Raw genomic sequence first — 14,830 nt, 5'->3', positions numbered from 1 at the left:
GCTCTCTCCCAAAGGGAGAGAGGACTTTGTGGACAAGTAACAAGAATCTACTCTCTGCTTTACGCAGCAATGTTCTTCTGGTATTTAGCAATCATGGGACTCTAATGAATGTTCTCCCTCCCATTGGGAGGGAGTAGTTTTAAACAAAAAAGCGAGCCTTAGCCCGCTATTTTTATGATTTTCTAAAACTTAAAATTCAATCTCTTTCCATGTATGGATTATCCAAACCCAACTTGGCAAGAATCTCAACTTCTAAAGCTTCCATTTCTTCGGCATCCTCATCTGAGGTTTCATGATCATAGCCCATAAGGTGCAGCGTGCCATGTACTAGCATGTGAGTGAAATGCGCTAATGGTGTTTTGGCTTGTTCTGCAGCTTCCTGTAAAACCACAGGAATACAAATTACCAAATCCCCAATAGGGAAGCTCGGCAAAACTTGTGCCATTTCATCGGGTAAATCGCTTGGGAAAGACAAGACGTTGGTAGATTTGTCTTTTTTGCGATATTCCAGATTGAGCTTGTGACTTTCGGCATGATCGACACAGGCAATTCCAATTTCACAATCACTTTGGGTGTCTATATGTCTTAAAGTGGTTTCGACTACTTTTTTCAGATAGGCACGTTTTAACACCAGCTCAGGCGCTTGAATATCCTGTTGCAGGCTGAGACTTAATTTCAAAATGAATCCTTAATACTTCAGTAGGTTGCAGAGCGCACAGCGATTAGTGCTGTGCATCTGCTGCGGCATCATTTTCCGCAATTAATGCTTCCTGGCGCGCTTTACGTTCTGCACGCGCTTCGGCACTTAAACGCTGTTGCTCACTGTCCCAGCCTTCATAGGCTTCAACAATTTTCTGAACCAGCTGGTGACGCACGACATCACGAGAATGGAAACGAGTAATATGAATTTCAGGGATTTTATCAATCACACGTAAGGCATGTGCCAGACCAGACTGCTGACCACGTGGTAAATCCACCTGAGTCACATCACCGGTAATCACTGCACGTGAACCAAACCCTAAACGGGTCAGGAACATCTTCATCTGTTCAGGCGTGGTGTTCTGGGCTTCATCCAAAATCACAAAAGAGTGGTTGAGGGTACGACCACGCATATACGCCAGTGGTGCAACTTCAATCACTTGACGTTCAATCAGCTTAGCAACTTTTTCAAAGCCGAGCATTTCATACAGGGCATCATAAAGGGGACGCAAATACGGGTCAATTTTCTGGGTTAAATCACCCGGTAAGAAGCCCAGTTTTTCACCCGCTTCAACCGCAGGGCGCACCAATAGAATCCGCTGGATTTCATTGCGTTCCAACATATCTACGGCAGCGGCAACAGCCAAATAGGTTTTACCCGTACCTGCAGGGCCAATACCAAATGAAATATCACTTTGCAAAATACGTTGCACATAACGCTTTTGGTTGGCACCGCGTGGATTAATGCGCCCTTTGCGGGTTTGCAACCAAACAGCATCCAATCCAGTATGCTCTTGCCCATCATCCGATTGTAATTCACGGTCAGTCTGACTGCCCTGAATCATCATGTGGAGCGTGTCTGCACTAATTTGTGCAGAGCTTTCCGCTTCTTCATGCAGGCGTTGCAAGAGCGTTTCGGCTCGTTCAACTGCATCAATTTCCCCATCTATAAAAAAGGCGTCACCACGATGAGAAATTTGGACGTCTAGGCGTTGTTCGATTTGTTTCAAATGTCCGTTATAAGCACCGAGCATGCTTTTTAGACGTTCCATTGAAATGCCAGGAAAAGTTACTGTACGTCGAATCGCTGCAGTCAAGAGAATTCCTTAATCTGTTATTGGACTTTAGCTCCTACATTACGCCACGTCAGGCTCAAGATTCAAGAGTTCACCGTAAACTAAATTCAAAGTTTTAATCTCGGTAATCTCAATCTCCGCAAAGCGTCCGACCCAAGCAGGGTCACCAATAAATGTTACTAAACGTGTATTGTCGGCCGTACCCACTAAAATGTTCGGGTCTTTGTCGGAAACATTTTCAATTAGGACACGTTGTACCGTCCCAAGCATGGCATCGGTCTTATCAATACTCGATTGTTTGATCCATTGCTGAACTTTGGCCAAACGCTCTTTTTTAACATCTTCAGGGGTGGTGTCTTCGAGTTCCGATGCAGGTGTTCCCGGACGTTTTGAGTAGATGAAACTATAAGAATGGTCAAAATCCATATCTTGAATAAACTGATAAGTTTCTTCAAAGTTTTGATCGGTTTCACCCGGGAAGCCAATAATAAAGTCGCTAGATAAGTGCATGTCTGGGCGTACTTTACGTAACTTGGCAATCTTGTCGATATACACATCAATGGTGTGGTTACGTTTCATGGCTTGTAGCACATCATTCGAACCACTTTGCACAGGCAAGTGTAAATGCGACACCATTTGCGGTAAATCACGGTAGCATTGAATCAAATCATCATTAAATTCAAGCGGGTGTGATGTGGTGTAGCGAATTCGTCCAATGCCAGGTACTTCGGCAACCAAACGCAGTAAATCGGCAAAAGTACAAATTTTACCGTCAAAAGTTTCACCGCGATAGCCATTTACGTTTTGACCGAGCAAGCTAATTTCACGCACGCCTTTTTCGGCCAAAGTCGCAATTTCAGCTAAGACATCATCTAAAGGACGTGAAACTTCTTCACCGCGCGTGTAAGGCACTACGCAGAAAGAACAGTATTTTGAACAGCCTTCCATAATCGACACAAAAGCTTTAAACCCTTCAACACGCGGTTCAGGTAAAAAGTCGAATTTTTCGATGTCTGGGAAAGAAATATCCACCAGTTTGATTTTTTCTTTCTTTGGTTTTTCAACTTGATCGTGGTGCTGATCAAGCATTTGTGGCAAACGGTGCAAGGTTTGTGGGCCAAAAATCATATCCACATACGGTGCGCGTTTTTGAATGTTGTCGCCTTCTTGAGAAGCCACGCAACCGCCTACACCAATGACCAAATCAGGATTTTTTTCTTTAAGCTTGCGCCAACGTCCTAATTCAGAAAATACTTTTTCTTGGGCTTTTTCACGAATTGAACAGGTGTTCATGAGCAAAATATCGGCATCGGCAGGGTTGCTGGTCAGCACATAGCCGTGCGAGTCGCCCAAAAGGTCTGCCATACGGTGACTGTCATACTCATTCATCTGACACCCTTGCGTTTCGATATACAGTTTTTTAACTGAACCGTCGGCTGGGGTGTGCTGTGGCTGGGTAACAGTGTTTTCTGAGGCAGCTTGGGCACCATTCGGGATGAAGGTTTGAACCGTCATGTAGGCTCCTAAGAGATAATTCACGAGTTCGTTTATAAAAATAAACGGAATAGATAAAACAGAGGGGCGTATTTTAGCAGGAATTCAAGATAAACTGACAGCCTTTAATCCGTGCATCACATACTTGAAATGTGAAGCAAAATTGTTGGAAGATTGATTTCAAGATTAATAGTGTCTAATCATAAGGTTACATAACAGAACACAACTTGGGTTCTAGACTAATTAAACTAAGCTGAATGATTGGATGCGGATCTCGAGGCAGAAGTAAATGACTGAAGGCAAGCGAATGCTGCAAATGATGAAACAAAATAATAAATTAACGAAAAAGCTTGTGCTAAGTCTGGTTTCGCTTGCCGTGATGACGGGTACGCATGCCGCAAATGAACAGTTTAATGATGCACTGCGTGCAGCCAATTCAGGTGATGTCGATTTATTGCAGCAGTATCAATATGCCATGCAAAATGATGTTTTGGGCTACTATCCTGAATACTGGGCATTGAACACCAATTTGGGCATGCAACCTGCCAGTGCAATTGTTCAGTTTGCACAGCGCCATCCACAATCAGCGATGGCAGAAAAACTCGCAGCCGATTACATCGAAGAAAAAGTGAAACAGGCCGATTTTAGCAGTGCACAACCTGTGCTTGCCTATGTGAGTAATGCTGATCAGGCCGAAAGCTGTGCCATGGCACAAGTTCGTACCCGTTCGGGTGATCCTTTGGTGGTCGCGGAATTTAAAGATGTTTGGTTGACCACGAACTCACAACCTGAATCTTGTACAGGTCTAGGTCGAATGATGCTCTCTAGTCCAATTATGACTCAGCAAGATAAACAGCAACGCTTATGGGCACAATTGCGTGCAGGGCAGTCAGGGCTCGCTTTAGCGACTGCGCAAAGTTTAGGTATGAATATCAGTTTGGCACAATTGAACAGCATTCAAGCCAATCCACTGAATTATTTGTGGTCTGCGCCTAAAGCAAGCAACGAAGACCATGCCTATCTTATTTATGCGATCGGACGTTTAGCCGATAGCGATTTAGACTCGGCACTTTCTTCACTAAAACGCAGTGCAGAAGGTGCGCCAGAATCGGTACAAAAAGCCTTGTATCGTGCTGTGGGATATATTGGCGGCACTACAGTCATGAAAAACAATTTTAAGCGTGAAGTGTTAAGTGCCTTAGACGCCAGTTATGGCTTACCTTTTAGTCCCGAAGAAGCAGAAATTTATGCCCGTCAGGCGATTCGTTTTGGCGCATGGGAAAGTGTGATTCGTGCTGTAGACAGCATGAGTGTGACTCAAAAACAGGAAGATCGTTGGCAATATTGGTTGGCACGTGCCTCAGAACAACGTGGTGATGCAGCATCGAAACGCAGCGCGCAAAATATTTATAAACAGTTGGCACAGGGCGATGATTATCACAACTTATTAGCAAAAGATCGTCTTGGGCAGCGTTACAATGCCATTCCAGTAAATAGCCAGCCGACAACCAATGATTTACAGCGTTTAAATCAGGATATTCACTTTAACCGTGCCTTTGCCTTGCGTGAAATTAATGCACCTGCCAATTATATCAACCGTGAATGGAACTGGGCGGTACGTCAGGCGTATTTAAGACAGGATGATGGTTTGATTTTAGCAGCGGCTAAGCGTGCGACCGATATGGGTTGGTATGATCGTGCCATTTATGCAGCAGATCGTACTGTGAATAAGCACAACTATAGTTACCGTTATGCTATGCCACATCGTAATTATGTGGTGAGCCACAGTCAAAATGCAGGTATCGATCCTGCTTGGGCTTATGGACTGATGCGTCAGGAAAGCCGTTTTAATACCACTGCGCGTTCGCATGTCGGCGCAGGTGGGCTCATGCAAATCATGCCCGATACAGCGCGTCTGGTTGCACGACAAATGGGTGAAACTTATAATCCTGCCGCGTTAAGTGATATGAATACCAATATTCGTTATGGCACATTTTATTTGTCGACCATTCACAGACAATTAAGCAATAGTCCAGTACTCGCTACAGCGGGTTATAACGCAGGCCCGAACCGTGCACGCCGTTGGCAGCCCGAGTTTCAGCAAATTGCGGCAGACCAATATACTGAAAGCATTCCTTTGTTGGAAACACGTGACTATGTGAAACATGTCATGACCAACGCTACACATTATGGATTGATGTTAGGTCAAGGTGGTCAATCTATGAGTAGTCGTATGCAAAGTATTCCATCACGCAATACACCATAGCTCGTGGAATACTCAAGCATGCTATTTGTCATCGAATCACTGTTAAGGGGGCAGAATCATTGAAAATGAGGATGGGTACCATTTTGCAGCCAATTCATTTTGCATTGCTCAGTTTGGGTGGTGCAGCTTGGGTCATGTGTACACAAAACGCATTTTCAGCTCCTGTGCAAGGCTATGTGATGTCGGTTCAAATGACTCCAGCCGTATGTTTGATTGATTCTACCAAAAGCAAAAAGCGTAAATGTTTAGAAGGTTACTCACTGAATATTGAGGGTTTATATCCCGAAGTAGCCACGCGTGAATGTAGCACCCATTCATCGGCAAAGTTACCGCCGCTACAAGCGAAGGTAGTGGCGCGAGTCATGCCCGATGATGCTGCGCGAGTACAGCTTTGGCAGGGTATAGGTGGGTGTGTGCCTATGAATGCTAGTCAGTATTTCCGAATGATCATTAACAATGCAGATCGGATTAATGTGCCTGCGGTATTGACGAGCCAAGACACTCAAACCGTACAACTGGGTCAGTTGCGTAGTCTGTTCTTAAAATCCAACTCGGGTATGTCATCCAAAAGCATTCATTTTCAATGCTCGAATCATCAGGGCAGCAGTTATTTAACCGAAATCAAAATTTGCTATAACAGTGCAGGGCGCTATAAGCAATGTGCTGCCAACATTGGGTCAAATTGCCCAAGTCAGTTTGTGATTAAAGGTTCTTACTAGGTTTTTGAGCGCATTAAATTTGTGGTTTTGAGTCTTTTGGAAATATTTTATTTATATTTTCTATCAGACTTTTGTGGAATTTGATGCGCTTTTGCATGCATCCGCTGAATGATTGGAGTACAATCTTTCGCGTTTATGATTATTAAGATTAGATAGAACAGCTATTTAATCGCATTGACTATCCTCTCAATTGGAGATAATTACATGAAGCAACCTGTTCGCGTTGCCGTTACTGGCGCTGCTGGTCAAATTGGTTACAGCCTATTATTCCGTATCGCTAGCGGTGAAATGTTGGGTAAAGACCAACCAGTTATCCTTCAATTATTAGAAGTTCCTTTTGAGAAAGCTCAAGCTGCGCTTAAAGGCGTAATGATGGAACTTGACGACTGTGCTTTCCCATTATTGGCTGGCATGATCGGTACTGATGATCCTAAAGTGGCATTTAAAGATGCTGACTACGCGTTATTGGTTGGTTCTCGTCCACGTGGTCCTGGTATGGAGCGTGCTGACCTTCTTAAAGTAAACGGTGAAATCTTTATTGGTCAAGGTCAAGCACTTAACGAAGTTGCTAGCCGTGATGTTAAAGTTCTAGTTGTTGGTAACCCAGCGAACACGAATGCTTACATCGCAATGAAATCTGCTCCAGATCTTCCAGCGAAAAACTTCACAGCAATGTTACGTCTTGACCACAACCGCGCGTTAACTCAACTTGCTCAAAAAGCTGGCGTTGCTGTTTCTGACATCAAAACAATGACAGTTTGGGGTAACCACTCTCCAACAATGTATGCTGACTACCGTTTTGCAACTGCAAATGGAGAAAGCTTAAAAGACAAAATCAACGATGCTGAATGGAACAAAGACGTATTCCTTCCTACAGTTGGTAAGCGTGGCGCTGCGATCATCGAAGCACGTGGTTTATCTTCTGCTGCATCTGCTGCAAACGCTGCAATTGACCACATGCGTGATTGGGCGCTTGGCACAAACGGCGAATGGGTAACTATGGGTATTCCTTCTGACGGTTCTTACGGTATTCCTGAAGGCGTAATGTTCGGTTTCCCTGTAACTTGCGAAAATGGCGAATACAAAATCGTTCAAGGTCTTGAAATCGACGAGTTCAGCCGTGAGCGTATCAACTTCACGTTAAACGAACTTGAAGAAGAACGCGCAGCAATTGCTGACATGATTAAATAATTTAATCTGCTAGATTAAGTTAAAACTCCTTCGGGAGTGATGCCAGTCAACCTAAAAGTTGACTGGCATTTTTTTTGCGCTTGATTTTATCTTTGCAATTAAAAGCCTATCATCAGCTAAGCTCATATTGCTTATCAAATATCAGAATGGATAAGCGACTATAAAATAGGTCGATTGACCTGCACGGTAGGGGAAATTGCTTAGAATACGCGGGTTTCCTTTTTCAAATCTTCTCTCTGTCATGTCAGTTATTGTTGCAAGTGCCCATAGATCGAATGTTTCGGTTTGGGTGGCTTTTATCTTACTTGTTGTCGGTACTATCGGCGCCTATCAAATCGTGGGTCTAAATCAAGCACTGTTATTTTTAATTGGTGGTGCTTTGGGGATGACGTTGTATCACGCCTCTTTTGGTTTTACTTCTAGCTGGCGTGTGTTTATTAAAGAACGTCGTGGTCGTGGTTTGCGGGCTCAAATGATTATGCTGGGCTTGGCGGTGTTGTTGTTCTTTCCTGCTTTAGGTGCAGGTGAGTTGTTTGGCAATCCCGTCAAGGGCAATGTCAATCCTGTGTCGATGTCGGTCATGATTGGTGCTTTTATTTTTGGTATTGGCATGCAGTTGGGGGGTGGCTGTGCATCGGGTACGCTATACACGGTAGGCGGTGGCAGTGCGCGTATGTTGGTTACGCTATTTTTCTTCTGCTTAGGTTCACTGATTGCCACTTCGCATTTAGATTGGTGGTTTAATCTGCCGCATTTGGCGCCAATCTCGATTGTCGAAAGTTTTGGGGTGATTCCTGCACTTATTCTAAGCTTTGTTATTTTTGCTGTGATTGCTGCCGCAACCGTGTTTTTTGAAAAGAAACGTCATGGCAGTTTAGAAGTCGAGCCGCAAAGTCAGTACCATGGTTGGAAGCGTTTCCTCAAAGGTCCTTGGCCGTTAATTTGGGGTGGGCTTATTTTAACGCTGCTGAATTTTGCTACCTTGGTATTGGCTGGTCGTCCGTGGGGCGTGACTTCTGCGCTTGCAGTTTGGGCTGCAAAAGTTGCTGTTTTTGCGGGTGTAGATGTAAGCGCTTGGGATTATTGGCAGCAGTCAGGCAATGCTAAAGCATTGGCAAATTCATTGTGGCATGACATCACCTCTATGATGAATTTTGGCATTATGTTGGGTGCATTGCTTGCTGCAAGTTTGGCTGGAAAATTTGCCCCGAACTTTAATATTCCACGCCGTTCACTGGTTGCGGCTGTTATAGGTGGCTTATTACTTGGTTATGGTGCACGTTTGGCCTACGGTTGTAACATTGGCGCATACTTTAGCGGAATTGCTTCGGGCAGTGTGCATGGTTGGTTATGGCTAGTATTTGCATTTATGGGGAATGCCATTGGTGTGAAATTGCGCCCAATCTTCTTTCCAAATGAAAAGCCACAGCCTGAAAAACTAACAGGTTGCTAACTTTTAATTTAAGTAGATGAAAGCCAGTCGGTTTACATTGACTGGCTTTTTTGTTGCCTGTCATCGTGTTAAGAATATTGAGTGGGATGCTTTAGGTATATCGCATCGTACAAAAAATAACATGCTGCAACTCGGCTGCTGCTGAATTGCGGCTCGAAGCAGGTTAAGGTCATTAAAAGTACAAGACGAATCAAAGGAGGATGCCATGTTTGACCAACAACCGACTTTAGAACTGTTATTTCAACAATTGGGTCTAGATGCTGACGATGCAGCAATTGATCAATTTATTCGTGAGCATCAATTACCTGCAGAAACCAAATTACACTGTGCCGAGTTTTGGACGGAAGGGCAGCGCCAATTTTTGCAAAGCCATTGGAAAAAAGATGATGATTGGGCCATTGTGATTGAAACCTTAAATGAGCAATTACATAGTGATCAACATCCGAGTGTTTAATCGGTATTTAAGTTAAAAGTTTTTAAGTTAAATCAAATACTTTTCATCTAAAAAGCGCCAGTAAACTGCGTGCTCACAAAAAGATACAACAAACCCAGTCGGAAGACTGGGTTTTTTATACAAAGTGTTATAAGTTGGTTGAATAAGGAATTACAACGAAACTAATAAAAGGGGGCAAGGTGCTCATGCAAAATACTCCATCATTAGCCATGTTATTCAGCCAACTCGGTTTAGCCAGTAGCCCTGCAGCCATTGAATTGTATGTACGTACGCATCAATTACCTGCACATATTAATTTACATGAAGCGCCGTTTTGGAATAAATCACAACGTGAATTTTTAATCAGTCATTTGGTACAAGATGATGATTGGGCTATTTGGATTGATGAACTCAATCAACAATTACATTTAGATGCTTATCGTTTACAAGCTGTTTAGGTCTAAGTAATCGTTAACTTAATATATGTTCAGTATAAAAAACGCCTCAGATCAGACGAGGCGTTTTTTTAATGCATTCTGCTTTTAAGAATTTGTTTAAACCAGGCTTCAGTTTGATAGGCATTAAATGCAGGGTGAATTTGTAAGAGTTCCAAATCAAATTCGGCAGTTTTACTGTATTTGCCTAACCAGTGACGACACAGAGCGCTTTCATTTTTACTGGCGCTCGCATAAGCTAAGAAAAAGAAAATATCCCCATGCGCATAATGAGTCATGGCTTTTAAAATTTGTTGGGTAATTAAGGCGTATTTCGCATCACGGGTCAGTTCAAAATACATCATATAGGCTTTGGCCAAATGCAAAGACAAGTTGATATATAACGTCACTGGCATTTCTTCAAATTCAACCCGACCTTGTTCTAACAGCACAATGGCTTCTTGCAAAAAGTAAATCTGTTCTTGGCGTAACTCGCTCAAACTCACCAATTGTAAGCGTAAATCGGCACGTTCTAATGCCAATTCAGGCGTATTGCCTTGTAAAAAAAGTTGGTCGGTTTCCCCAATACGTTGAATAAGCTGTTGAGTCGAGTTGCGCATGGGTGAATTCCTGATAGCAATATTTGCTCTACATCGGGGCAAATTTACAGTTTTAAAGCCAATAGTCTGAAAAATGCGGTCTGTTTTTACCAAAGTTGATTGCCGCTGCGTAGCCATGCGGTAATGGAAAGACGTTGCTGTGTCGCAGGCAAAACCTCATGTAATAAATCACTTTGGAAAATCGCAATCCGATTTGGGCGTGGTTCTATAATCTGCCATGCTCCATGTTTGTCTTGTAAGCGTAGTTGTCCTCCCCAATCTGTCTGCCACTCAGGATGTAAATAATAGACTGCAGAAATCACCCGATCATTTTTTTGTTGTGGGTTATCGCGGTGCAAGGCATAAAAAGAACCTGCTTGGTAGCTGGCAAAATGCGCTTCGACCTCACGAATCCCTAAATAAAATGCCTGATTGAATTGTTCGGCCAAAGTCAAAAGGGTTTGGGTATGTTGTTGTGCAATGCTTAAATTTTCGTGAATCCATAAAATATGATCACTGCGAATTTTGCTGATCACACCATTTTGTATGGCTGCTTCACGAAATTGATCTAAATTTTGACTACACTCTGCTAGAACCTGTTGTTGATATTCAGGTGAATAGGCATCATCCAGCATAGCAAAACCATGCAAATCTAAATCTTCAAGAATTTGATCAATATTCCAAGATTTTGGAAGCAGTGTGGCGTCCATAAAATAGATACTCAGACAAAATGCAAGACAAGCTGATTATTTTAGAGGAATACAAGCTCCTGAATGAAACTTTTTTTCATGCTAAAATGTCGGTTGATTTTAGGAATGAACCAAACATGAATTATCGTCACCATTTCCATGCGGGCAACTTTGCCGATGTCATGAAGCATGTTTTATTGCTGCAAATTCTGACACGTTTAAATGCCAAAGATAAACCTTATCGCTATGTCGATACACATGGCGGTGCGGGTAAATATGACTTATCTTTAGCACCTGCACAAAAATCGGGCGAATTTTTAAATGGTATTCATCGTTTAGTGAAACTAGATGATTCAATCAAACGTCAGGCACCAGAAGGCGTACAGCAGTATTTAAAACTGGTTGAAGCAATGCGTGAAACGGATGGGCAAGGTGCATATCCCGGTTCGCCATGGTTTGCTTTACAAGGTATGCGTGACATCGACAAAGCAACTATTTTTGAAATGCAGCGCGATGTATTCCAGCAATTGCGTCATAACATTCGTGACAAACGCGCAGGTTTACATGAGCGTGATGCTTACGAAGGTTTATTGGGCGTCATTCCACCAAAAGAAAAACGCGGTTTGGTGATGATTGATCCACCGTATGAATTGGAACGTAAAGATTTCCCTCAGTTGGTTGAATTATTGGCAGCTGCACATAAAAAATGGCCAACAGGCGTATTTGCGGTGTGGTATCCAATTAAAGACCGCGCCATGATTGAACGTTTTGAAAAGAAAATGTTTAAAACAGGTATTCGCCGTCAACTCATTTGTGAAATTTGTGTGTGGCCTGACGATACTCCTGTGGGCTTAAACGGTTGTGGTTTATTGGTGATTAATCCACCATGGAAATTCTCTGAAGATGCAGATGAAGCCCTGCAATGGTTGTTCCCGCACTTGCGTATGCAAGAACATGGTGGACATGCTGCAGTGCGTTGGTTAGTTGGCGAATAAAAAATTTAAATAGACGTTCAGGTTACAGTTAGGACACAAAATAATGACAAACACATCCAAACCCGAAGGAGAATATAGTTCCCGTGATCTTGAGCATGACGGAATTACATTTGAAGTGGTGGAAGAAGAACATACCCGTGAAGGGCAAAAGGTGAAACGTCGTGGTATCTATCTGTGGCCAAACCTGATTACCACGGCAGCCTTGCTGTCGGGTTTTTACTCCATTATTGCCAGTATGAATGGCGAATTTAGCCAAGCGATTTATGCCATTTTTCTAGCAGCATTGTTTGATGGTTTAGATGGTCGTGTGGCACGTGCGATTGGTGCGCAAAGTCCATTTGGCGAACAGTTTGATTCATTATCCGATATGCTCGCCTTTGGTGTTGCACCTGCGATTTTGATGTATAGCTGGAGTTTGCATGATTTAGGTCGTATCGGCTTGGCGGCTTGCTTTGTTTATACGGCTTGTGCCGCATTCCGTTTGGCGCGTTTTAATGTGCAAATTGGTGTGGTCGATAAACGCTACTTTATTGGTGTTGCAAGTCCTTTGGCTGCGCTGATTATCGTGTCGCTGGTTTGGGTAGGACGGGATTTTCCTGAACTGTATGATATTCGTGAAATTGGTCTACAAATCCTCAATGCTGTGATTATTATTGCAGTAGGATTGTTGATGATTTCCAATATTAAATATTATTCATTTAAAACCTTTGATCGTAAGCGTGTGCCGTTTTTTGTATTGCCAATCGCAGTATTTATCCTTGCAGCCATGACTTATAATATTCCTGTTGGAATTTTAGTGATTTCAATTATTTATGCACTTTCAGGTTTTGTGACCACTTTTATGGCAAGAAAAAATGCAGTGAGTTAATTAAGCTTTCATAAAAGCATCAACTCACAAGGAGTTTGATATGCAGCTGTTTCAAGATTTTCTCGATCGTTCCAAACAACTCAATCAAACTCCTGCGGCAACCGCCAAACTGCCTTATCACGCCCCAAAACATCATTATAAATTTATCTATCAGGGCTTAATTCTTCCTCATTTGCCTGCACCCTTACATTATCTCAACTTTATTGGTTTATTGGGCAGCCTAAATACCGCAATGCTGCGCCCTGAAAATGTGATTACAACCTCAGCTTTAGACACAGCCAGTATTCTTTGTAGTAGCAGCCCACACATGGTGGGGCAGTCCAATCATTATTCAATACAACATGATTGCGTATTTACTGCAGAGTATTTTCAGTTTGCCAATAAAGAGCGCATTACTGGACACTTTCCGCAATTTCATATTCAACGTGAAGATAGCGAACTTAGCTTTGATTTAAAGATCACCACAAGCTCTACAATTTCATATTTCACTAAATTGCGAATGAATTTGGCAGAACATTGGTCTTTGTTGTGTCAGTGTCAGGGTAGTGTGCGCTATAAAGATCAGCATTTTCAGATTGAGCAATTGGGTAGTTTTGAGTTTGCCCGCTCAATCCAGTTTCCTTATTTCGCTGTGGCATTTTTTTGCTATCAAGTGATTAATCTGAATCATCAGCAACAAATGATATTGCTACAAAGTCGTGATGTGTTGAATCGAATTTTGCAATCTCGAATCTATCTGCGAAATGCGAACACGGAGCAAACTCGGGTATTTGATGGGCAAGTACAATTTAATATTCAACGGGTTTATCCAAAAGTAAAAACGCCAACAGGTCAGTGTATGTATTTGCCACGTGAGTTTGAATGGCGTTATCAAGATGAAGATGGCACCTCAATTCATTTACAGGCGCAGAGTCGTGGTGATTTTAAATTTGGGGCTGCAGCAGGTTATGTCGGAAGTTTTCAATATCAGTTGTCTATAAATGGCGATCAACAACAAGGTGAAGGCGGCTATTGTGAATATATCGACTGCCGCGCACTGAAATGGCAAGAACATGATCAGCCAGAAAAAATGCCAGATGCCGTTATGAATCCTGAACCTTTTATGATTAAGAAAAAGAAATAAACAGTATTTTGTGGAAAAGTAAAGTAATTTGTTGAATAAATAACCGTTTGGATTAAAAAACTGATAAAACTTAAAAAGAGGGGTTGCAAGGCGAAATATTTCACCTATAATGCACATCCATTGGCGGTGATGAAGATTAAAACTTCTGATAAAACAATGACTTGGTTAAGAATGATTGAGTTGGGTTTTAGAAAGAAAGTTTAAAATAATTTAAATTACCAGTTGACACTTTAGAAATAAAGCGTAATATAGCCGACCTAGCTTGATGCTGACGAAGCATCGAGAAGATCATTAAGAGATTATGAAGAACAACTTGTGTGGATTTTTACTGATTGATTGATCGAAAATATTTCATTGATTGATTGGTTTAAATTACTCGAAGTTTATTTGAGCGAAATTTAAGTCAGAAAATTGATGAGCCAGATTTGGAAGTTTAGATTAAAGCTTCAAAATGATTTTAACTGAAGAGTTTGATCATGGCTCAGATTGAACGCTGGCGGCAGGCTTAACACATGCAAGTCGAGCGGGCGAGGTTGCTTCGGTAACTGAGCTAGCGGCGGACGGGTGAGTAATGCTTAGGAATCTGCCTATTAGTGGGGGACAACATTCCGAAAGGGATGCTAATACCGCATACGTCCTACGGGAGAAAGCAGGGGATCACTTGTGACCTTGCGCTAATAGATGAGCCTAAGTCGGATTAGCTAGTTGGTGGGGTAAAGGCCTACCAAGGCGACGATCTGTAGCGGGTCTGAGAGGATGATCCGCCACACTGGGACTGAGACACGGCCCAG

The 14,830-nt window shown here is 42.6% G+C and carries 14 protein-coding genes and 1 rRNA gene; 10 read left to right on the top strand and 5 right to left on the bottom strand.

Translation table 11 applies throughout. The features are described from left to right. Positions 1 to 196: 196 nt before the first annotated feature. The 3 genes from ybeY to miaB are packed head-to-tail and all read right to left on the bottom strand — an operon-like array spanning position 197 to position 3,290. Complete coding sequence (ybeY, locus tag FTU58_RS02235; protein ID WP_004976192.1) at positions 197 to 679, bottom strand: rRNA maturation RNase YbeY; 483 nt, start codon at positions 677 to 679, stop codon at positions 197 to 199. Between the two features lie 43 nt (positions 680 to 722). Then, a complete protein-coding gene (locus FTU58_RS02230) occupies positions 723 to 1,796 on the bottom strand; it encodes a PhoH family protein (protein ID WP_004976193.1) in 1,074 nt (357 codons plus the stop codon). Positions 1,797 to 1,835: 39 nt separating this feature from the next. Next, a complete protein-coding gene (miaB, locus tag FTU58_RS02225; RefSeq protein WP_004976194.1) occupies positions 1,836 to 3,290 on the bottom strand; it encodes a tRNA (N6-isopentenyl adenosine(37)-C2)-methylthiotransferase MiaB in 1,455 nt (484 codons plus the stop codon). A 358-nt stretch (positions 3,291 to 3,648) separates the two neighbouring features. Between miaB and FTU58_RS02220 the strand changes: the two genes are divergently transcribed. From FTU58_RS02220 to FTU58_RS02195, 6 genes are all read left to right on the top strand, one after another. Continuing rightward, positions 3,649 to 5,535 (top strand): lytic transglycosylase domain-containing protein, encoded by a 1,887-nt coding sequence (locus FTU58_RS02220; RefSeq protein WP_180062019.1) that lies wholly within the window; start codon positions 3,649 to 3,651, stop codon positions 5,533 to 5,535. Positions 5,536 to 5,606: 71 nt separating this feature from the next. Next, entirely contained in the window at positions 5,607 to 6,254 is a 648-nt protein-coding gene (locus FTU58_RS02215; protein WP_180061979.1) for a ribonuclease I, read from the top strand. Positions 6,255 to 6,458: 204 nt separating this feature from the next. Then, positions 6,459 to 7,445 carry a malate dehydrogenase gene (locus tag FTU58_RS02210; protein ID WP_019836931.1) on the top strand — a complete coding sequence of 329 codons (987 nt, stop codon included), beginning with the start codon at positions 6,459 to 6,461 and terminating at the stop codon, positions 7,443 to 7,445. 241 nt (positions 7,446 to 7,686) lie between these two features. Further along, positions 7,687 to 8,898, top strand: coding sequence for a YeeE/YedE family protein (locus FTU58_RS02205; protein WP_131261021.1), 1,212 nt, complete (start codon positions 7,687 to 7,689; stop codon positions 8,896 to 8,898). Positions 8,899 to 9,103: 205 nt separating this feature from the next. Next, positions 9,104 to 9,352 (top strand): DUF2789 family protein, encoded by a 249-nt coding sequence (locus FTU58_RS02200; protein WP_096901745.1) that lies wholly within the window; start codon positions 9,104 to 9,106, stop codon positions 9,350 to 9,352. Positions 9,353 to 9,531: 179 nt separating this feature from the next. After that, positions 9,532 to 9,789, top strand: coding sequence for a DUF2789 family protein (locus FTU58_RS02195; RefSeq protein WP_026438086.1), 258 nt, complete (start codon positions 9,532 to 9,534; stop codon positions 9,787 to 9,789). 68 nt (positions 9,790 to 9,857) lie between these two features. On the opposite strand, the gene FTU58_RS02190 is transcribed toward FTU58_RS02195, so the two are convergent. Continuing rightward, positions 9,858 to 10,385 (bottom strand): hypothetical protein, encoded by a 528-nt coding sequence (locus FTU58_RS02190; RefSeq protein ID WP_180061978.1) that lies wholly within the window; start codon positions 10,383 to 10,385, stop codon positions 9,858 to 9,860. Positions 10,386 to 10,471: 86 nt separating this feature from the next. Further along, positions 10,472 to 11,074: a 2OG-Fe(II) oxygenase gene (locus FTU58_RS02185; protein WP_180061977.1), complete on the bottom strand. Its 603-nt coding sequence runs from the start codon at positions 11,072 to 11,074 to the stop codon at positions 10,472 to 10,474. A 116-nt stretch (positions 11,075 to 11,190) separates the two neighbouring features. Between FTU58_RS02185 and FTU58_RS02180 the strand changes: the two genes are divergently transcribed. The 4 genes from FTU58_RS02180 to FTU58_RS02165 all read left to right on the top strand — a co-directional run. Continuing rightward, complete coding sequence (locus tag FTU58_RS02180; protein ID WP_026438537.1) at positions 11,191 to 12,048, top strand: 23S rRNA (adenine(2030)-N(6))-methyltransferase RlmJ; 858 nt, start codon at positions 11,191 to 11,193, stop codon at positions 12,046 to 12,048. A 43-nt stretch (positions 12,049 to 12,091) separates the two neighbouring features. Further along, entirely contained in the window at positions 12,092 to 12,916 is an 825-nt protein-coding gene (pssA, locus tag FTU58_RS02175; RefSeq protein WP_004976213.1) for a CDP-diacylglycerol--serine O-phosphatidyltransferase, read from the top strand. A 40-nt stretch (positions 12,917 to 12,956) separates the two neighbouring features. Then, on the top strand, positions 12,957 to 14,039 hold the full coding sequence (locus FTU58_RS02170) for a DUF6670 family protein (protein ID WP_180061976.1): 1,083 nt from the start codon (positions 12,957 to 12,959) through the stop codon (positions 14,037 to 14,039). Positions 14,040 to 14,497: 458 nt separating this feature from the next. After that, positions 14,498 to 14,830 (top strand): 16S ribosomal RNA (locus FTU58_RS02165); the annotation flags it as partial.

This window comes from Acinetobacter sp. YH12120 (genome assembly GCF_013418795.1).
GTDB lineage: Bacteria > Pseudomonadota > Gammaproteobacteria > Pseudomonadales > Moraxellaceae > Acinetobacter > Acinetobacter towneri.
This window is presented reverse-complemented; position numbering and strand designations above follow the sequence as displayed.

Excerpts from the sequence above, each read along its gene's own strand:
- FTU58_RS02180 (WP_026438537.1), top strand. The coding sequence starts at position 11,191 with ATGAATTATCGTCACCATTTCCATGCGGGCAACTTTGCCGATGTCATG.
- FTU58_RS02200 (WP_096901745.1), top strand. The coding sequence starts at position 9,104 with ATGTTTGACCAACAACCGACTTTAGAACTGTTATTTCAACAATTGGGT.
- FTU58_RS02215 (WP_180061979.1), top strand. The coding sequence starts at position 5,607 with ATGGGTACCATTTTGCAGCCAATTCATTTTGCATTGCTCAGTTTGGGT.
- FTU58_RS02185 (WP_180061977.1), bottom strand. The coding sequence starts at position 11,074 with ATGGACGCCACACTGCTTCCAAAATCTTGGAATATTGATCAAATTCTT.
- FTU58_RS02220 (WP_180062019.1), top strand. The coding sequence starts at position 3,649 with ATGACGGGTACGCATGCCGCAAATGAACAGTTTAATGATGCACTGCGT.
- pssA (WP_004976213.1), top strand. The coding sequence starts at position 12,092 with ATGACAAACACATCCAAACCCGAAGGAGAATATAGTTCCCGTGATCTT.
- FTU58_RS02170 (WP_180061976.1), top strand. The coding sequence starts at position 12,957 with ATGCAGCTGTTTCAAGATTTTCTCGATCGTTCCAAACAACTCAATCAA.
- FTU58_RS02210 (WP_019836931.1), top strand. The coding sequence starts at position 6,459 with ATGAAGCAACCTGTTCGCGTTGCCGTTACTGGCGCTGCTGGTCAAATT.
- FTU58_RS02190 (WP_180061978.1), bottom strand. The coding sequence starts at position 10,385 with ATGCGCAACTCGACTCAACAGCTTATTCAACGTATTGGGGAAACCGAC.
- miaB (WP_004976194.1), bottom strand. The coding sequence starts at position 3,290 with ATGACGGTTCAAACCTTCATCCCGAATGGTGCCCAAGCTGCCTCAGAA.
- FTU58_RS02205 (WP_131261021.1), top strand. The coding sequence starts at position 7,687 with ATGTCAGTTATTGTTGCAAGTGCCCATAGATCGAATGTTTCGGTTTGG.